The following is a 17,829-nucleotide window of genomic DNA, read 5'->3' as shown; positions in this document are numbered from 1 at the left end:
CATGCAAGGCTGGGTTGAGCGTATTAAGAGGCACCGGCTTCGGGATTCGATACCGTGATGGTATCTGTGCCACGCGGACGCCGGCGCCCGCTTCGCTACTCCCGACCTTTACTGGATCTTCTTGGCCTTTTCGAAGGCTTCGTCGATCGTGCCGACCATGTAGAACGCTTGTTCCGGCAGGTGGTCGCACTCGCCGTCGACGATCATCTTGAAGCCACGGATCGTTTCCTTCAGCGGCACGTACTTGCCCGGCGAGCCCGTGAACACTTCAGCGACGTGGAACGGCTGCGACAGGAAACGCTGGATCTTACGAGCGCGCGCCACGGCGAGCTTGTCTTCCGGCGCCAGTTCGTCCATGCCCAGAATCGCGATAATGTCGCGCAGTTCCTTGTAGCGCTGCAGCGTTTGCTGCACGCCGCGCGTGATCGAGTAGTGCTCTTCGCCAATCACGTTCGGGTCGATCTGACGCGAGGTCGAATCGAGCGGGTCGACTGCGGGGTAGATACCCAGCGAAGCGATGTCACGCGACAACACGACCGTTGCGTCCAAGTGGCCGAAAGTCGTAGCCGGCGACGGGTCGGTCAAGTCATCCGCAGGTACGTACACGGCCTGAACCGACGTGATCGAACCGGTCTTGGTCGACGTAATACGCTCTTGCAGCTTGCCCATTTCTTCAGCCAGCGTCGGCTGATAGCCCACTGCCGACGGCATACGGCCGAGCAGTGCCGACACTTCCGTGCCTGCCAGCGTGAAACGGTAGATGTTGTCGACGAAGAACAGCACATCGAGACCTTCGTCACGGAAGTGCTCAGCCATCGTCAGGCCGGTCAGCGCGACGCGCAGACGGTTGCCCGGCGGCTCGTTCATCTGGCCGTACACCAGCGCGACCTTGTCCAGAACGTTCGAGTCCTTCATTTCGTGATAGAAGTCGTTCCCTTCACGGGTACGCTCGCCAACACCGGCGAACACGGAGTAACCACCGTGTTCCTTAGCGATGTTGTTGATCAGTTCCATCATGTTCACGGTCTTGCCCACGCCGGCGCCGCCGAACAGGCCGACCTTACCGCCCTTGGCGAACGGGCAGATCAAGTCGATAACCTTGATGCCGGTTTCGAGCAGTTCCGTCGACGGCGACAGTTCGTCGAACGCCGGCGCCTTCTGGTGAATACCGCGAACCACGTCCGAGTTGATCGGGCCGGCTTCGTCGATCGGGCGACCCAGCACGTCCATGATCCGACCCAGAGTCGGCTTGCCGACCGGCACGCTGATCGGGTTGCCGGTGTTCTTCACCGTCGTACCACGGCGCAGACCGTCCGATGCACCCAGACAGATGGTACGGACGACGCCGTCGCCCAGCTGTTGCTGGACTTCGAGGGTCAATTCCGAACCGTCGAGAATGAGCGCGTCGTAAATCTTCGGCATCTGGTCGCGCGGAAATTCCACGTCGATCACCGCGCCGATGCACTGTACGATCTTGCCTTCTACCAAAGCAGTAGTACTCATCGCTTTTCCTTTAGATACTCAATTCTTCACTCGCGCAAAGGCGCAGTTTCGGTGGGGTGCGCCGCGAAGGCGCACACGAAGCGGCGTGCCTGACCGTCAAGGTCAGACTGCCGCCGCGCCACCGACGATTTCCGACAGTTCTTTCGTGATCGCGGCCTGACGGCTCTTGTTGTACACGAGCTGCAGTTCGTTGATGACCGTCTTCGCGTTGTCCGAAGCGGCCTTCATTGCGACCATTCGTGCCGACTGTTCCGATGCCATGTTTTCCGCGACGGCCTGATAAACCAGCGCTTCGACATAACGCACCAGCAGTTCGTCCACCACTGCCTGCGCATCCGGCTCGTAGATGTAGTCCCACTGCGTGCTCGGCGTCGCGCCGTCTTCTTCCTTGCGCTCGAACTGGTCTGCCGACAGCGGCAGCAGTTGCTCGATCACCGGCTCCTGCTTCATCGTATTGACGAAGCGCGTGTACGCCAGGTACACCGCCGAAACCTTGCCTTCCGAGTACAGGTCGAGCTGCACCTTCACCGCGCCGATCAGCTTTTCCAGATGCGGCGTATCGCCCAGATGCACGACATTCGACACCACCTTGGCGCGCAGACGATTCAGGAAACCCAGACCCTTGGTGCCGATCGCGGTTGCTTCGATCGTCTTGCCCTGGCCTTCCAGTTCCTTGAACTTCTGCAGCGACGCACGCAGCACGTTGGTGTTCATGCCGCCGCACAGACCCTTATCGGTCGTAACGAGGATGATGCCGGCCGCCTTCGCGCCTTCGTTCGACACCATGAACGGGTGACGATACTCCGGGTTCGCACGGCTCATGTGCGCGGCGATATCGCGGACCTTGTCGGCATACGGGCGAGCAGCGCGCATGCGCTCCTGAGCGCGGCGCATCTTCGATGCGGCCACCATCTCCATCGCTTTCGTGATCTTGCGCGTGTTTTGCACGCTCTTGATCTTGCCGCGAATTTCCTTCATTCCAGCCATTGCTTGCTCCTATGTCGATCCGGCTAAGCGCTTCCGCTCTTACCCGGATCCCATGCATAGCTGCCAAAGCAGCGCGGGTTGTGTGACTGCGGCCCGCGCCGCTTCAAGGTTCGCTTATGCCTTGCGGGTCACTCGCGGATCAGTAAGCGCCGGACTTCTTGAAGTCTTTGAGAGCCGTGTGCAGCAGGGCTTCGTCGTCCTTCGAGAGTTCCTTCGTGTCTTCGACGCGCTTGATCAGATCTGCGTGCTTCGACTTCAGGTAATCGCGCAGGCCCTTTTCGAACGGCAGCACTTGCGCAACTTCCAGATCGTCGAGGTAGCCGTTGTTCGCTGCGAACAGCGCGACAGCCAGTTCCCACACTTGCAGCGGCTGATATTGCGGCTGCTTGAGCAGTTCCGTCACGCGGCGACCGCGTTCCAGTTGCTTGCGGGTTGCTTCGTCGAGGTCCGAGGCGAACTGCGCGAACGCAGCCAGTTCACGGTACTGCGCGAGGTCGGTACGGATACCGCCCGACAGCTTCTTCACGACCTTCGTCTGAGCCGCACCACCGACGCGCGACACCGACACGCCAGCGTTAATTGCCGGGCGGATACCTGCGTTGAAAAGGTCGGTTTCCAGGAAGATCTGACCGTCGGTAATCGAGATCACGTTCGTCGGAACGAATGCGGTCACGTCGCCTGCTTGCGTTTCAATGACCGGCAGTGCCGTCAATGAACCGCTCTTGCCCTTCACCTCACCGTTGGTGAACTTCTCGACGTAGTCTTCCGACACGCGAGCCGCGCGTTCCAACAGACGCGAGTGCAGATAGAACACGTCGCCCGGGTACGCTTCACGGCCCGGCGGACGGCGCAGCAGCAGCGAGATCTGACGGTACGCCCAAGCTTGCTTGGTCAAATCGTCATAAACGATCAGCGCGTCTTGACCGCGGTCGCGGAAGTATTCGCCCATCGTGCAGCCGGCGTACGGCGCCAGATATTGCATGGCAGCCGATTCCGAAGCCGAAGCGGCCACGACGATCGTGTATTCCAGCGCGCCGGTTTCTTCCAGCTTGCGCACCACGTTCATGATCGACGAAGCCTTCTGGCCGATCGCAACGTAGATACAGAAGAGGTTCTTGCCCTTCTGGTTGATGATCGCGTCGACTGCGACTGCGGTCTTGCCGCACTGGCGGTCGCCGATGATCAGCTCGCGCTGGCCACGGCCAACCGGGACCATCGCGTCGATCGACTTCAGACCGGTTTGGACCGGTTCCGAAACCGACTTACGCCAGATCACGCCCGGAGCGATCTTTTCGATTGCGTCGGTCTTCTTCGCGTTGATCGGGCCCTTGCCGTCGATCGGGTTGCCGAGGGCGTCGACCACGCGGCCGAGCAGCTCCGGACCCACCGGCACTTCCAGAATGCGGCCCGTCGTCTTGACAATGTCGCCTTCCGAAATGTGTTCGTACTCACCCAGAATCACGGCGCCGACCGAGTCGCGCTCGAGGTTCAGTGCGAGACCGAAGGTGTTGCCCGGGAATTCGAGCATTTCGCCCTGCATCACTTCCGACAGGCCGTGGATACGCACGATACCGTCGGTCACGGAGATCACTGTGCCCTGGTTGCGAACGTCTGCGCTCGCTTCAAGGCCCTGGATCCGGCTCTTGATCAGCTCGCTGATCTCAGAGGGATTGAGTTGCATTATTCGCTCCTGATAGTCAATTCTGTTGCGTGCCAGCCGCTTCGGCGCTTGAGGCGCTTCAGGCCGTCAGAGCCGTTTGCATGCTGGCAAGCCGCGCGCGGACCGAGGTATCGAGCACTTCGTCGCCGACTGTCACGCGTACGCCGCCGATCAACGACGAGTCGATCTCGACCGTCGGCTTCAGCTTGCGTTTGAACTTGCGTTCGAGACTTGCGACGAGGTCGTTCAACTGCGCGCCTTCGAGCGGGAATGCGCTGACGATCAGCACATCGGCCGCCCCTTCGCGGGCGTTCTTCAACTCTTCGAACTGCACAGCGATTTCCGGCAGCAATTGCAGACGATGGTTGTCCACCAGCATTTGCACCAGATTCTTCGCTTGCGCGTTGTCCTTGAGCGGCGACTTGACCGCGGCCAGCAGCAGTTCGCTAACCTGGGCGCGGCTTACTTTCGGGCTCGAGGCGATCGACAGCACTTCGGGCAGACGCGCAACCTGTGCCAGCTCCTGCACGAGCGTGGACCAGGCGGCGATGTCACCAGCTTCGGCCACGCCAAACAGCGCTTCTGCGTACGGACGGGCGATGGTTGCAAGTTCGGCCATGATCAGAGCTCGGCTTTCAGTTGATTCAGCAGGTCAGCATGCGCTGCCTGGTCGACTTCGCGCTTCAGGATCTGTTCAGCGCCCTTCACAGCGAGTGCGGCGACTTCGCCGCGCAGCGTTTCGCGCGCTTTCACGACTTGCTGCTCCGCGTCGGCCTTCGCTTGCGCGATGATGCGAGCGGCTTCAGCCTGTGCTTGAGCCTTGATTTCGTCAGCGACTGCCACAGCGCGCTTTTCTGCGTCAGCAATACGTTGCTGACCGTCGTTGCGTGCCTGAGCGAGTTCCTGGTCGACGCGCTTGTGAGCGGCTTCGAGTTCTGCCTTGCCCTTTTCAGCAGCGGACAGACCGTCAGCAATCTTCTTCGAGCGCTCGTCGAGGGCGTTGATCAACGGCGGCCACACGAACTTCATCGTGAACCACGCGAGGATCAGGAACACGACCATTTGCGCAAACAGGGTTGCGTTGAGATTCACGGTGTTTCCTTAAACGTTGCTAGTTCGGAAAGTGAAACGGCAAGGCGCTCATCGATTCTGTATTCGATCAGCGCCCGAGTGCCCGTTCCGCCCTGCGCCTTTACCAGTTATAGCTCAGGCGCAAACTTCCGAGGAACCTCAGCCTGCCAGCTTCGACAGCAGCGGGTTCGCGAACGCAAACAGCATTGCCACACCAACGCCAATCAGGAACGCCGCATCGATCAGACCAGCCAGCAGGAACATCTTGGTTTGCAGCGGGTTCATCAGTTCAGGCTGACGTGCACATGCTTCGATGTACTTGCCGCCCATCAGGCCGATACCGATACAGGCGCCGATTGCACCCAGGCCGATGATGATGCCGATACCGATGGCGGTCAGACCCTGGATGTTGGCGATGAAAGCTTGCATGATCACTCCTTTGTGAAAAGTCTTTTAGAACTGGTTGGAACTGGGATTTAAATGAAACAAAACTAAAAACAATTCGTCGTGCGACACGCCGTGATTAGTGGCTGTCGTGTGCCTGTCCGATGTACACCAGCGTCAGCATCATGAAAATGAATGCTTGCAGCAGAACGATCAGGATGTGGAAGATCGCCCAAACCGTGCCAGCGATAACGTGGCCGATGAAGCCGAGCACTGACGCGTCCGCGCCGAAACCCCACATGCTGCCGAGCAGGGCAATCAGCAGGAACAACAGTTCGCCCGCGTACATGTTGCCGAACAGCCGCATGCCGAGCGAGACCGTCTTTGCGACGAACTCGATGATGTTCAATGCAAGGTTCGGGATCCACAGGAGCGGATGCGCGCCGAACGGAGCGGACAGCAGTTCGTGCACAAAGCCGCCTGCGCCCTTGATCTTGAAGTTGTAGTAAATCATCAGCGCGAACACGCCGAGTGCGATGCCGAGCGTGCCGTTCAGGTCGGCGGTCGGCACGATGCGGTGATGGGGGATGACTTCCGACAGACCCAGCCAGCCGATCACGCGACCCGGCAGATCGACGGGGATGAAGTCGAGCGAGTTCATGAGCGCGACCCAGACGAACACGGTCAGGGCCAGCGGTGCGATGAAAGTGCGCGTGCCGTGGATCATCGACTTCGATTGATCCTCAACCATTTCAACCAGCATTTCGATCGCGCATTGGAAACGGCCCGGCACGCCGGACGTTGCCTTGCGGGCAGCGAGATGCAGAATCAGGATCGTGGCCAGACCGCAAACGATCGACCAGAAAAGGGTGTCCAGATTCCAGACGTGAATGTCGAAAATCGACGTCTGGTGCGCTGTGGAAAAGTTCTGCAAGTGGTGCGCGATGTACTCGGACGGATCCAGAGCGCGCGTGCCTTCGCTAGCTGCCATATCGTTAATGCCACCCAAATTGTCGAAAATCGTCTTAGGCCGGTCCCGCAGCAATTCTGTATTGCGGGAACACGCCGGGTGCGGACCATGTCATATCCGCACTCCTGATGCCGGCGCTGCGCGCCAGCCTGAATTTTTTGCTGCTACTTTCGTTGCTGCTACCTTAGCGCCAGGCTAAGGCGATCCAGTACGTCTTGAGCGCGATGAGGTAAGTCACGAGCAGCGGAACCCAGCGTACGTCGTGATACCAGAAGGCGATGGCTACAAACATCGCGATCGTTGTCCCCATCTTGAGCGCTTCGCCGATCATCCAGCTCATTGCTGTTTCGGCGCCGCTCAGCGTTCTCAGTCGTGCCGCGAACAACGCGCTCGGCACCCAGCAGATCGCTCCTCCCAGGAACGCGGACAGCGCAGCAGCGCCCGGCGGCTTGTAGAACAGCCACCACACCAGCGTAGCACCCAGGGACAAAACCATTTGCGCTGCCACGACCTTGAAAGGCGTGACGCGCGATGGACGGCTCACGTTAGGACCAAATAGCTTTTCAGCTTCAGTCCGCGTGAGCGGAACGATATTGTTATCTTGCTGCTCGACATCCCACGCTTCGTCAGGTGTCGCTTGCTGACCGGTGGACGCAACGGAAGCTTTGCGTTCAGCGCGGTGTTCGTCGTGCCCATTCTTCGGCGCTTGATTCGACGTTTTGACCGCCATCGCAGTGTTCCGAAAGTCTTGTTCCAGCCCGCGAGCTTACGCTGCGCTTACGGGGTTCCCGTGCAATTAAATCCGGGCGATTGTAAGCGATAGTTGCAGGCAATTCAAGACTTTAGGCCGTTCAATAACCAGCGTGAAAAGGCTCCTCACCATGCGGGAACGGCTGTTTCACCGGGCGAAAGACGTCAAATGTAAGGCTGTCGGGCGGTGCCAAAACACGCGGTGCGAAACGTGAGAATTTGCCCTCGCCGATGGGTCGTTTAAACGCCGTAGCAGACGTCTCGAAAACGCAACAAACGCCGATTTCTGCCTAAGCAAGTGGACACGGCGGGCGCTGCCGGGTAGGTGCGCGCTAATTCGTGGACCGGCGCGGCGTGTGACGATCCACAAGGAAAGCCTTCGGGAAGTATCCGCTCGCCTGCGCTACATGAATGCGCTGGCGACATGGCGACCAACTCTCAGCCTTGGCGTCGGACACGCTCTCCTCCGTGAGGAGTTATCCTTGTCGAGTTTGCGGTGTAACCGCTTCGCGGCTCCCGCCATCAGTCAGGCTCAAATGCGTCCGATCGCGATGGCCGCATGGCAGTTGCTGGTGCAGACGGCCGTAATCCTGATGGCCAGCAAATGCCGTGAGACGACTCAATATATTAGTAATCCTGATTATCGTGCGTCGCTTTTATTTAGGAATCCGTCGAATGCCGATATGGGCCAATGGTCCGCCGCAAAGTCCGATCAATGATCAATGCTATGCGCTTTTTGCAGACCAGCCGCGTCAAAACATCCACGGCGAATCCAACAGCCTGCGATTGGCAGTCGGCCTTATCGCAAGCTGTCAGATGCCCTTCCCAGCCAATTCATCAATCAAGCCGTGGCGTTGCCACGTAACCGGACCAGAATGCCTTCCAGTGCGTCCAGATCACCGAAGTCCACCAGCACCTGGCCGCGCCCGCGTCGGCCGAGCTTGATCTTGACCGTCGCCGCCAGCAAGTCCGACAGTTCTTCTTCGAGCCGCCGAGTATCGCGGCCACCATCGCCATTCGCACGCGCCTTCACCGCTGGCGCGGCTTTTGTAGTCGCCGTCACGAGCTTTTCGGTTTCGCGCACCGACATGCGCTTGTTGACCACCTGATTGGCCAACGTGATTTGCGTCGCGGCATCGACGGCAAGCAGCGCGCGAGCGTGCCCCATGTCGAGATCGCCGGCCAACAACATTGTCTGTACGGGCGACGCCAGGTTGAGCAGACGCAGCAGATTCGATACCGCGCTACGCGAGCGGCCGACCGACTCCGCCGCCTGCTCATGAGTGAAATTGAACTCGTCGAGCAAGCGCTGGATGCCCTGCGCCTCTTCCAGCGGATTCAGATCCTCACGCTGAATGTTCTCGATCAGCGCCATTGCGGCGGCAGCCTGGTCCGGCACGTTCTTCACCAGCACCGGCACTTCGTCGAGGCCGGCGAGACGCGCCGCGCGGAACCGCCGCTCGCCGGCGATGATTTCGTAACTGTCCGCCGAGATGGGGCGCACAAGAATCGGCTGCATCACGCCTTGCGCGCGGATGCTGGCCGCCAGTTCTTGCAATGCGCCCTCGTCCATGCGCGTACGTGGCTGATATTTGCCCGCTTGCATCTTGCTAAGCGGCAGCACGTTCGGCGCCCCTTCGATCGTGACTGCCTCGGTAATGTCTGCCGTACCGCCCAGCAATGCTTCCAGGCCGCGGCCCAATCCCTTCTTTCTCGCTACTGCGTTCATCGTGCTTCCTCGATCCGCTTAGGATGCCTGGGGCGCGTCATTCAATGCGCGCACCCGCTCAATCATTTCCGCGCCGAACTGCACATACGCCTGCGCACCGCGCGATGCCCTGTCGAACACCACGCCTGGCAAACCATAGCTGGGCGCCTCGGCGAGACGCACGTTGCGCGGGATTACCACGTCGAACACCTTGTCGCCGAAATGCTCTTTCAGCTGATCCGAAACTTGCTGTTGCAACGTGATGCGCGGATCGAACATCACGCGCAACAGACCGATCACCTTCAGGTCGCGGTTGAGGTTCGCGTGCACCTGTTTGATGGTGTTGACCAGATCGGACAAGCCTTCCAGTGCGAAGTACTCGCACTGCATCGGGATCACGACGCCGTGCGCGGCGCACAGGCCGTTGAGCGTTAGCAGCGACAAGGCCGGCGGGCAGTCGATCAGCACGAATTCATATTCGTTTTCGACCGCCGCGAGCGCAATCTTCAATTGGCGCTCGCGGTTCTGCACACTGACTAGTTCAACTTCGGCGCCGGCGAGTTCGCGGTTCGCGGGCAACACGTCGTAATCGACAGCCTCCGGCCGCACCCGCGCATCGGCCACCGCGACGCCGTCCACCAGCACTTCGTAGACGGTATTTGCGCATGCAGCCTTATCGATGCCGCTGCCCATCGTGGCGTTGCCCTGCGGGTCCAGGTCGATGAGAAGGACTCGCTGTCCCTGCGCTGCCAAGCTCGCGGCCAGATTGACTGTGGTCGTCGTTTTGCCGACGCCGCCCTTCTGGTTCGCAACGCAGAAGATTTTTGCCATCGTTGGTGTGTCCCTTTTGCAGCTTGGATGAAGTAAAAATCGCGGATGATGCCGGATGCGGCTGTGGGGCTGGCACGCGCCAGCGGCTAGCGCCGCTAGCTGCCGGCATCCACCAAAACTTTGATCAGATGTCGCTCCGCATCGAGCGACGGCACGTTCAGCCGAATAATCCGTTCCACGTGGGCGCCCACCGGCAGGCGCTCGATCTCGCCTTCCGGCCGTACGCCTTTCATGGCCCAGATCGAACCCTGCTCCGCAACCAGATGACGGGCCAGTGTAACGAAATCCGCGAGCTCTGCGAATGCGCGCGAGACAATTACGTCGAACTTTGTCGGTACTTCGGCGCCGGGCTGCAAAGTCTCGACCCGGCCGGTCACCACGGAGAGATTCGCGAGGCCGAGTTCGGCCTTGGCCTGCACTTGGAATGCCGTCTTTTTATGAACGATGTCGTTCACGGTGACGGTCCATTCCGGCAGGACAATCGCCAGCACGATGCCCGGCAGGCCACCGCCCGAGCCGACATCGAGTACTGAGGACGGTCCTAGCGGCGCGAGGTGCGGCACGATCGAAAGCGAATCCAGGATGTGCTGAATCAGCATCTGGCGCGGGTCGCGGATCGCCGTGAGGTTGTAGACGGCATTCCACTTCGACAGCAACGCGACATAGTCGAGTAGTTTGTCCAGCTGCGCGTTGCTCAAATTGAGGCCGAGCTCGCGTACACCATCCGCCAGCAGCGGCGCCAACGCGTCCCCACCGCTTCCCGTCTGGCTCACCGTCATTGCGTCACCGGCGTGCTGTCAGTGCCGGGCTCGGCGGGTTTTGTCGGGCGACGGCCCAAACCGCGCTTCAGATGGACCATCAGCAAGGAGATCGCCGCAGGCGTAATGCCCGAAATACGCGATGCCTGGCCAATAGTTTCGGGGCGGAATTGCGTCAGTTTCTGACGTGCTTCGAATGACAGCCCCCGCACTTCCGAATAGTCCAGTCCTTCAGGCAGACGCGTGCTTTCGTGCGCCTCGTTCCGCTCAATTTCGCCAGCCTGCCGGTCGATATAGCCCTGATATTTGATGCCGATCTCGATCTGTTCCTTGATCTGGGCCAGCAGCACGTCGTCTTCGGCCAAGGCCTCCGGCGCGGCACAGGCGCCGGCGCGCAACCCGCAAACCCCGTCGTAGGACACACCCGGGCGACGCAGGAGATCCGCCAGGCTGTACTCGTGGTCGATCGGCTTGCCGAGCAATGCCGTCGCGTCGTCAGCCGGTAATGTCTTAGGATTGACCCACGTCGTGCGCAGACGCTCTGTTTCACGTGAAACAGCATCGCGCTTGCGGCTAAACGCGTCCCAGCGGATGTCGTCAACAACGCCCAACTCACGACCAATCTCCGTGAGGCGCATATCCGCATTGTCTTCACGCAAGCTCAAGCGGTATTCCGCGCGGCTTGTGAACATGCGATACGGCTCCGAAACGCCGCGCGTCACCAGATCGTCGACGAGCACACCGAGATAAGCCTGATCGCGCCGCGGGCACCACGCTTCCTTACCCTGAACAAACAGACCGGCATTGATGCCCGCGAGCAGACCCTGCGCCGCCGCCTCCTCATAGCCAGTTGTACCGTTGATCTGACCGGCGAAGAACAGTCCGTTGATCACCTTGGTTTCCAGCGACGCCTTCAGCCCGCGCGGGTCGAAGTAGTCATACTCGATGGCATAGCCGGGCCGCAGAATGTGTGCATGCTCCAGGCCACGCATCGAACGCACGAGTTCCAGCTGCACATCAAATGGCAGGCTAGTGGAAATCCCGTTCGGATAGAATTCATTCGTCGTCAGCCCCTCCGGTTCGAGGAAGATCTGATGTGACTCCTTCGATGCGAACCGGTGAATCTTGTCCTCGATCGACGGGCAATAGCGCGGCCCCACTCCTTCGATCACGCCGGTGTACATCGGCGAACGGTCGAGACCGCCGCGGATGATGTCATGCGTGCGCTCGTTCGTATGCGTCACCCAGCACGGCACTTGCCGCGGATGCTGCTCAACGCGCCCAAGAAACGAGAAGACCGGCACCGGATCGAGATCGCCCGGCTGCTCCTCAAGCTGCGAAAAATCGATCGTGCGACCGTCGATCCGCGGCGGCGTCCCCGTCTTGAGGCGACCTTGTGGCAGCTTCAATTCCTTAAGACGCGCGGACAGCGACACTGCAGCTGGATCGCCTGCGCGGCCGCCGGTGTAGTTGTTCAAACCCACGTGAATCTTGCCGTCAAGGAACGTCCCGGCCGTCAAAACAACCGCGCGCGCGCGAAAACGGATTCCCACTTGTGTCACAGCGCCGACGACGCGGTCGCCTTCCACCATGAGATCGTCGACTGCTTGCTGGAATAGCCAAAGATTCGGCTGATTCTCCAGCCGATGCCGGATCGCCTGCTTGTACAGCAGACGGTCAGCCTGAGCGCGCGTCGCACGAACGGCCGGACCCTTCGACGAATTCAGAATACGGAACTGGATGCCACCCTCGTCCGTTGCGGCCGCCATTGCACCGCCGAGCGCGTCGACTTCCTTCACCAGATGGCCTTTGCCAATGCCGCCAATAGACGGATTGCAGCTCATCTGGCCAAGGGTTTCGATGTTGTGGGTCAACAGGAGCGTCGTGTTACCCATGCGAGCCGAGGCTAAAGCCGCTTCGGTGCCGGCATGACCGCCGCCAACGACGATTACGTCAAATTCTGTGGGAAAGAGCATCGCGAGATCTCACGCCAGATCGTCGCGTGAGCCTTCAAAAGAAAAGTATGGGCGAATTATAACGGGTTCGGTTTAGGCCCGAATTTAGGCCGAATGGCCAACCCATAAAAAAGCGGTGTGTTTCACGTGAAACACACCGCTTTGAAGAGCGGGAAACAGCAGCAAGTCCAAGTGCTAAGCCACTTTCTTCGCCAGTCCCAGATAGGTTTCGATCACGCGCGGATTTTGCGCCAAGTCGGCCGCCGGGCCTTCCAGCGCCAGCTCACCCGTTTCCAGCACGTAGCCGTAGTCTGAAATTTGCAGCGCGGCGCGCGCGTTCTGCTCGATCAGCAATGTAGCAACGCCGGTCTGTCGCAGAGCGCTAATAATGTGGAAGATCTCCTTCACGATCAACGGCGCAAGACCGAGACTCGGTTCGTCCAGCATCAGCAAATCCGGCTTGCCCATGAGCGCCCGGCCCACTGCGAGCATCTGCCGTTCGCCCCCGGACAAGGTTCCGGCAGCCTGCTTGCGCCGTTCCTTCAGTCGCGGGAACAGCGTAAAGACCGGTTCGAGCTGGTCGAGGAAGTTGCGCTCCCCCGCCCGCTTGCGTCGATAGGCGCCGAGGACAAGATTGTCTTCCACCGTCATCGACGCAAACAGTTCGCGCTTCTCCGGCACCAAGCACATGCCGCGCGCGACGCGCTTTTCGACCGGCACGGCGCTGACGTCTTCACCTTGATACAGGACGGCGCCCTTCGCGTGGCCCGTGGTCGGCAATGCGCCCATGATCGCGTTCAGCAGCGTGGACTTGCCCGCACCGTTCGGGCCGATTACCGAGACGATCTGGCCGGGCCGCACCTTGATCGCCGCACCGTGCAGCGCTTCCACCTTGCCATAGCGGACCGACAAACCGTCAACGTCGAGAATCGGGCTAACAGCATTCATCGTGTTCTCCATCACTCCACCCCGCCGAGATAGGCTTCCAGCACCGCCGGATCTTGTTGCACCTCTTGCGGCAAACCTTCGGCGATACGCGTCCCGAACTCCATGACCACCAGCCGATCGGTGAGATTCATCACGAAATCCATATCGTGCTCCACCAGCAGCACGCTCATACCTTCCGCCTTCAGGCGCCGCAGCAGGTCGGCCAGTTGCAGCTTTTCCTGATAGCGCAGACCGGCGGCCGGTTCATCCAGCAGCAGCAGCGTGGGGTCACAGCACAACGCGCGAGCGATTTCGAGAATCCGCTGCTGTCCCAACGCGAGGCTGCCGGCTTCGTCGTACATGTGGTGCTCGAGGCCGACGCGGCGAATCTGGCGAGCCGCCTCAGCCATCAGGCGCGCTTCTTCCGCGCTGTTCAGGCGCACGACGCTGCGCCACACGCCCGCCTGTCCGCGCAAGTGCGCGCCGATCGCGACGTTCTCGAGTACTGTCATCCCCGGCAGCAGCTTGACGTGCTGGAAAGTGCGGCCGATTCCCCGTTTGACGATTTCACGTGAATTCAGCGAATCGATGCGCTCGCCGCGGAACGTGATCTCACCGCTGGTCGCCTGCAACACGCCGGTCACCAGATTGAAGGTGGTCGACTTGCCGGCGCCATTCGGCCCGATCAGGCCGATGATCTGCCCTGCTTTCACTTCGAAGCTGACATCGTTCACCGCAACCAGTCCGCCGAACTGCTTGCGCGCCTTGTTTACCGTCAGTAGGTCTTCGCCGGCTGCCGGCTTGCTGCGCTGCGGCAACGGCTCGGCATGATCCGCCAGATGTGCGCGCGGTCCTTTGGGGAAGAAACGCGCAACGAACGGCCAAACGCCTTGGCGCGCGTACTGCAGCAACAGCACCATCAGAATGCCGAACACGATCACTTCGAAGTTGCCGTTCTCGCCGAGTAGCTTGGGCAGCAAGGTTTGCAGATAGTCCTGCAGCACCGTCAGGATCGCCGCGCCGAGTACCGCGCCCCAAACGTGCGAAACGCCGCCCACGACCGCCATGAACAGAAACTCGATGCCGTGATTCAGACCGAAAGGCGTCGGGTTCACCGCGCGCTGCAAGTGAGCGTAGAGGAAGCCCGAGACCGCGGCCAGCACCGCCGCGTACACGAAGATCACCACGCGCATCCACCCGGTGTTCACGCCCATCGCCTCGGCCATCATGCCGCCGCCGCGTAACGCGCGGATCGCCCGCCCAGGACGACTATTAAGCAGGTTCTGAACTGAAATCACTGCGCCAAGCACGACCAGCCAGATCAGGTAATAGATATGGCGGCCGGATTCGAGGTCGATGCCGAACACATTCAGCACTGGAATCCCGTTGATGCCGTCGTACTTGCCGAGCATTTCAAGATTGCCGAACAGGTAGAACAGCGCGAGACCCCAAGCGATCGTGCCGAGCGGCAGAAAATGTCCCGACAGACGCATTGTCACCAGTCCGAGCATCAGCGCGATCAATGCCGTCACGATCACGCCGGCGATCAGCGCGAGCCACGGCGAAACGCCGTAACGCGTTGTCAGATACGCGGTTGCATAGGCGCCGATACCAACGAACGCGGCCTGGCCGAAGCTCGTCATCCCGCCGATGCCGGTCAGCAGCACGAGACCGATCGCGACGATCGAATACAGACCGATGTAGTTGAGCAGCGTCACCCAGTACTCAGGCACGTGAATCGGTTGCGGCAACACCGGCAGCGCAAACAGCACCACGAGGAACAACCAGAAGAACTTGTTTTGCATGATCCGTTTCATCGCGTCACTCCTCTTCCTCTTCGGCGTGCGGGCTGGCAAGACTCCGCCAGAGCAACACGGGGATGATCAGCGTGAACACGATCACTTCCTTATAAGCGCTCGCCCAGAACGACGAATACGACTCCAGCAGGCCAACCAGGATCGAGCCCGCGGCCGCCAGCGGATAGCTGACGAGTCCGCCGATAATCGCCCCCACGAAGCCCTTCAAACCGATCAGGAAGCCCGAGTCGTAGTAAATGGTGGTCAAGGGTGCGACGAGGATGCCGCAGAGCGCGCCGAGGCCCGCCGCCAGCGTGAACGCGAGGCGCCCCGCTTGCGTCGTGCCGATGCCGACGAGCCGCGCGCCGAGCCGGTTCACCGACGTCGCACGCAACGCCTTACCCGAGATCGAGCGATCGAAGTAAAGATACAGCGCGCCGATCAACACCACTGCCGTACCGACCACCCACAGGCTTTGCCCGGAAATCGTCAGCGTGCCGATGTTGAAGGTCGCGTCGGAAAACGCCGTGGTGCGCGAACCCTCCGCGCCGAACATCACGAGACCCAGGCCGACCATCGCGAAGTGCACCGCCACCGCCACGATCAACAGCAGCAGCGTGGTCGCTTCCGCGATCGGCTCATACGCGAGCCGGTACACGTACGGCCCCATCGGAATCACGATCAGCAGCGTCAACGCTATCTGCGCGATCATCGGCAGCGTATGCATGAAAACGCCTTGCGTGAGCGCGTAGACCGCGATCGGAAACAGCAGATATTTGCCGACCAGCATGACCAGCGTGCGCGCCGCATGCCGGCGCCGTTCCGGATGCCGCACCAGCCCCGCTATCTCAACGACGAAGCAGGCCGCGCCCATCGCCATCAGCAACCAGCAGGTGGCCGGAAACTTCTGAGTTTGCAGTGCGGCGAGCGTCAATGCGCCGTACGAAACAAACTCCCCCTGCGGGATGAAGATCACCCGCGTCACGGAGAACACCAGCACCAGCGCGAGCGCGAGCAGCGCGTAGATCGCGCCGGTGGTGATGCCGTCCTGCGCGAGGATCGCCGCAATTGATAGATCCATACTTCCTCGTCCTGAAGCGTCGAAATCGAAACTGGGAAACCGTCGTGGCGGCAGAACTCGCGGCCGTCCACCGACCCGCTATGCCTGAAAAGGCGACGGCCGCGCCGGAACACGGCGCGGCGGTCGATGCCATTGTCATCGAACAGAATGGCAATGCGGCGTCACATGCCGCACGTTGCGCGAGAGGCGCATACCGCTTTTGTCGTTAGTCGTTCTGCAGCTTCCACTTGCCGTCGACGATCTGCACGATCACGCGTGCGCGCTTGTCGAGGCCGTTGTGGTTGGTCGTCGTGGTGTTCATGATGCCGTGCGAAACCGGCAGTTCCTTGATGTTCTCAAGCGCGCCGCGCAGTGCCACGCGGAACTGTTCCGTGCCCGGCTGAGCGGTCTTCAGCGCGACCGGAATCGCTGCTTGCAGCATCTGGCCGGCGTCCCATGCGTGACCGCCGAAGGTCGCGACCGAGCCCGCGCCATATGCTTTCTCGTAAGCCGCCTTATAGGCCAGCGACGACTTCTTCACCGGGTTCGAGTCAGGCAGTTGATCCGCCACGAGGATCGGGCCGGCCGGCAGGAATTCGCCTTCGCAATCCTTGCCGCACACGCGCAGGAAGTCGTTGTTGGCGACACCGTGCGTCTGATAGACCTTGCCCTTGTAGCCGCGCTCCTTCAGCGTCTTGGCCGGCAGCGCCGACGGCGTGCCCGCGCCCGCGATCAGCACCGCGTCGGGATTCGCGCCCATCGTCTTCAGCACCTGGCCCGTCACCGATGCGTCCGTGCGGTTAAAGCGCTCGTTCGAGACGATCTTCAGATTGTGTGCCGCGGCCGCCGCGGTGAAGACGTTGTTCCAGCCGTCGCCGTAGGCATCCGCGAAGCCGATGAAGCCCACCGTCTTCACGCCGTGATGCTCCATGTAATCGGCGATGGCATCGGCCATCAGACTGTCGTTCTGCGGCGGTTTGAAGGCCCATGCGCGCTTCGCGTCCATCGGCGAAATGATCGCCGCCGATGCCGCCAGCGAGATCACCGGCGTCTTGCCTTCTGCAGCCGGATCGAGCATGGCGAGCGCATTCGGCGTGACGGTCGAGCCGATGATCGCGTCGACGTGGTCTTCGTCGATCAGCTTGCGCGTGTTTTGCACGGCCTTGCCGGTATCGGATCCGTCGTCGAGAATGATGTACTGCACGGTCTTGCCGCCGATCTCTTTCGGCAGCAGCGCAATCGTATTCTTTTCAGGAATCCCGAGCGATGCGGCCGGCCCCGTAGTAGAAAGCGTCACGCCGATCTTCACCTGAGCGAACGCCGCGCCCGCACTGCACATCAATGCCATGGCAATGCCGGTGCGAACCCACTGCTTTGTCTTTCTCATTGCAAGTCTCCAAACGCTTTGAAGCGCGTATCTGAAATCCGACTCGTGGGCCGGGTGTCTGAATCTAGTTATCGGGTTCTGG

At 60.7% G+C, this 17,829-nt stretch carries 17 protein-coding genes; 1 reads left to right on the top strand and 16 read right to left on the bottom strand.

Features of this window, described 5'->3' with window-relative positions; genetic code table 11:
* Window positions 1-108 precede the first annotated feature (108 nt).
* From atpD to ACFSNN_RS26295, 8 genes are all read right to left on the bottom strand, one after another.
* On the bottom strand, window positions 109-1,503 hold the full coding sequence (atpD, locus tag ACFSNN_RS26330; protein WP_106303157.1) for a F0F1 ATP synthase subunit beta: 1,395 nt from the start codon (window positions 1,501-1,503) through the stop codon (window positions 109-111).
* A 102-nt stretch (window positions 1,504-1,605) separates the two neighbouring features.
* On the bottom strand, window positions 1,606-2,490 hold the full coding sequence (gene atpG / locus ACFSNN_RS26325) for a F0F1 ATP synthase subunit gamma (protein WP_012434802.1): 885 nt from the start codon (window positions 2,488-2,490) through the stop codon (window positions 1,606-1,608).
* A 139-nt stretch (window positions 2,491-2,629) separates the two neighbouring features.
* The gene (gene atpA, locus ACFSNN_RS26320; RefSeq protein WP_134457507.1) at window positions 2,630-4,171 is read right to left on the bottom strand and encodes a F0F1 ATP synthase subunit alpha; all 1,542 of its coding nucleotides are present in this window, start codon (window positions 4,169-4,171) and stop codon (window positions 2,630-2,632) included.
* Window positions 4,172-4,229: 58 nt separating this feature from the next.
* Entirely contained in the window at window positions 4,230-4,769 is a 540-nt protein-coding gene (locus tag ACFSNN_RS26315; protein WP_006050846.1) for a F0F1 ATP synthase subunit delta, read from the bottom strand.
* Window positions 4,770-4,771: 2 nt separating this feature from the next.
* Complete coding sequence (locus tag ACFSNN_RS26310) at window positions 4,772-5,242, bottom strand: F0F1 ATP synthase subunit B (RefSeq protein WP_006050845.1); 471 nt, start codon at window positions 5,240-5,242, stop codon at window positions 4,772-4,774.
* 138 nt (window positions 5,243-5,380) lie between these two features.
* Window positions 5,381-5,650 carry a F0F1 ATP synthase subunit C gene (atpE, locus tag ACFSNN_RS26305; protein WP_007180033.1) on the bottom strand — a complete coding sequence of 90 codons (270 nt, stop codon included), beginning with the start codon at window positions 5,648-5,650 and terminating at the stop codon, window positions 5,381-5,383.
* Window positions 5,651-5,744: 94 nt separating this feature from the next.
* The gene (gene atpB / locus ACFSNN_RS26300) at window positions 5,745-6,596 is read right to left on the bottom strand and encodes a F0F1 ATP synthase subunit A (protein ID WP_106284871.1); all 852 of its coding nucleotides are present in this window, start codon (window positions 6,594-6,596) and stop codon (window positions 5,745-5,747) included.
* Window positions 6,597-6,759: 163 nt separating this feature from the next.
* A complete protein-coding gene (locus tag ACFSNN_RS26295) occupies window positions 6,760-7,305 on the bottom strand; it encodes an ATP synthase subunit I (protein ID WP_134457506.1) in 546 nt (181 codons plus the stop codon).
* 376 nt (window positions 7,306-7,681) lie between these two features.
* On the opposite strand from ACFSNN_RS26295, the gene ACFSNN_RS26290 reads away from it, so the two are divergent.
* Window positions 7,682-8,044 carry a hypothetical protein gene (locus tag ACFSNN_RS26290; protein ID WP_134457505.1) on the top strand — a complete coding sequence of 121 codons (363 nt, stop codon included), beginning with the start codon at window positions 7,682-7,684 and terminating at the stop codon, window positions 8,042-8,044.
* A 122-nt stretch (window positions 8,045-8,166) separates the two neighbouring features.
* Here ACFSNN_RS26290 and ACFSNN_RS26285 read toward each other — a convergent pair whose 3' ends face one another.
* The 8 genes from ACFSNN_RS26285 to ACFSNN_RS26250 form a co-directional block, all read right to left on the bottom strand.
* On the bottom strand, window positions 8,167-9,054 hold the full coding sequence (locus ACFSNN_RS26285) for a ParB/RepB/Spo0J family partition protein (RefSeq protein WP_134457504.1): 888 nt from the start codon (window positions 9,052-9,054) through the stop codon (window positions 8,167-8,169).
* Window positions 9,055-9,072: 18 nt separating this feature from the next.
* Complete coding sequence (locus ACFSNN_RS26280) at window positions 9,073-9,864, bottom strand: ParA family protein (RefSeq protein WP_012434808.1); 792 nt, start codon at window positions 9,862-9,864, stop codon at window positions 9,073-9,075.
* A gap of 95 nt (window positions 9,865-9,959) precedes the next feature.
* The gene (rsmG, locus tag ACFSNN_RS26275) at window positions 9,960-10,643 is read right to left on the bottom strand and encodes a 16S rRNA (guanine(527)-N(7))-methyltransferase RsmG (RefSeq protein WP_134457503.1); all 684 of its coding nucleotides are present in this window, start codon (window positions 10,641-10,643) and stop codon (window positions 9,960-9,962) included.
* Window positions 10,640-12,598, bottom strand: a complete 1,959-nt coding sequence (gene mnmG, locus ACFSNN_RS26270; RefSeq protein WP_134457502.1) for a tRNA uridine-5-carboxymethylaminomethyl(34) synthesis enzyme MnmG — start codon at window positions 12,596-12,598, stop codon at window positions 10,640-10,642. The genes rsmG and mnmG overlap by 4 nt, the downstream gene beginning before the upstream one ends.
* 174 nt (window positions 12,599-12,772) lie before the next feature.
* Window positions 12,773-13,525 (bottom strand): ABC transporter ATP-binding protein, encoded by a 753-nt coding sequence (locus ACFSNN_RS26265; RefSeq protein ID WP_208949493.1) that lies wholly within the window; start codon window positions 13,523-13,525, stop codon window positions 12,773-12,775.
* Window positions 13,526-13,536: 11 nt separating this feature from the next.
* Window positions 13,537-15,321, bottom strand: a complete 1,785-nt coding sequence (locus tag ACFSNN_RS26260) for a branched-chain amino acid ABC transporter ATP-binding protein/permease (protein ID WP_134457500.1) — start codon at window positions 15,319-15,321, stop codon at window positions 13,537-13,539.
* 4 nt (window positions 15,322-15,325) lie between these two features.
* Window positions 15,326-16,381: a branched-chain amino acid ABC transporter permease gene (locus ACFSNN_RS26255; protein WP_012434813.1), complete on the bottom strand. Its 1,056-nt coding sequence runs from the start codon at window positions 16,379-16,381 to the stop codon at window positions 15,326-15,328.
* A 205-nt stretch (window positions 16,382-16,586) separates the two neighbouring features.
* On the bottom strand, window positions 16,587-17,747 hold the full coding sequence (locus tag ACFSNN_RS26250; protein ID WP_134457499.1) for an ABC transporter substrate-binding protein: 1,161 nt from the start codon (window positions 17,745-17,747) through the stop codon (window positions 16,587-16,589).
* Window positions 17,748-17,829: the final 82 nt, after the last annotated feature.

The organism is Paraburkholderia dipogonis (assembly GCF_042680985.1).
Classification (GTDB): Bacteria; Pseudomonadota; Gammaproteobacteria; order Burkholderiales; family Burkholderiaceae; genus Paraburkholderia; species Paraburkholderia phytofirmans.
This window is presented reverse-complemented; position numbering and strand designations above follow the sequence as displayed.

Bases quoted from the DNA above. Each gene is read 5' to 3' on its own strand.
- ACFSNN_RS26280 (WP_012434808.1), bottom strand. From the start codon at position 9,864: ATGGCAAAAATCTTCTGCGTTGCGAACCAGAAGGGCGGCGTCGGCAAA.
- atpG (WP_012434802.1), bottom strand. From the start codon at position 2,490: ATGGCTGGAATGAAGGAAATTCGCGGCAAGATCAAGAGCGTGCAAAAC.
- atpB (WP_106284871.1), bottom strand. From the start codon at position 6,596: ATGGCAGCTAGCGAAGGCACGCGCGCTCTGGATCCGTCCGAGTACATC.
- rsmG (WP_134457503.1), bottom strand. From the start codon at position 10,643: ATGACGGTGAGCCAGACGGGAAGCGGTGGGGACGCGTTGGCGCCGCTG.
- ACFSNN_RS26295 (WP_134457506.1), bottom strand. From the start codon at position 7,305: ATGGCGGTCAAAACGTCGAATCAAGCGCCGAAGAATGGGCACGACGAA.
- ACFSNN_RS26260 (WP_134457500.1), bottom strand. From the start codon at position 15,321: ATGAAACGGATCATGCAAAACAAGTTCTTCTGGTTGTTCCTCGTGGTG.
- ACFSNN_RS26255 (WP_012434813.1), bottom strand. From the start codon at position 16,381: ATGGATCTATCAATTGCGGCGATCCTCGCGCAGGACGGCATCACCACC.
- atpA (WP_134457507.1), bottom strand. From the start codon at position 4,171: ATGCAACTCAATCCCTCTGAGATCAGCGAGCTGATCAAGAGCCGGATC.
- ACFSNN_RS26285 (WP_134457504.1), bottom strand. From the start codon at position 9,054: ATGAACGCAGTAGCGAGAAAGAAGGGATTGGGCCGCGGCCTGGAAGCA.
- ACFSNN_RS26315 (WP_006050846.1), bottom strand. From the start codon at position 4,769: ATGGCCGAACTTGCAACCATCGCCCGTCCGTACGCAGAAGCGCTGTTT.
- atpD (WP_106303157.1), bottom strand. From the start codon at position 1,503: ATGAGTACTACTGCTTTGGTAGAAGGCAAGATCGTACAGTGCATCGGC.
- mnmG (WP_134457502.1), bottom strand. From the start codon at position 12,598: ATGCTCTTTCCCACAGAATTTGACGTAATCGTCGTTGGCGGCGGTCAT.
- ACFSNN_RS26250 (WP_134457499.1), bottom strand. From the start codon at position 17,747: ATGAGAAAGACAAAGCAGTGGGTTCGCACCGGCATTGCCATGGCATTG.
- atpE (WP_007180033.1), bottom strand. From the start codon at position 5,650: ATGCAAGCTTTCATCGCCAACATCCAGGGTCTGACCGCCATCGGTATC.
- ACFSNN_RS26265 (WP_208949493.1), bottom strand. From the start codon at position 13,525: ATGAATGCTGTTAGCCCGATTCTCGACGTTGACGGTTTGTCGGTCCGC.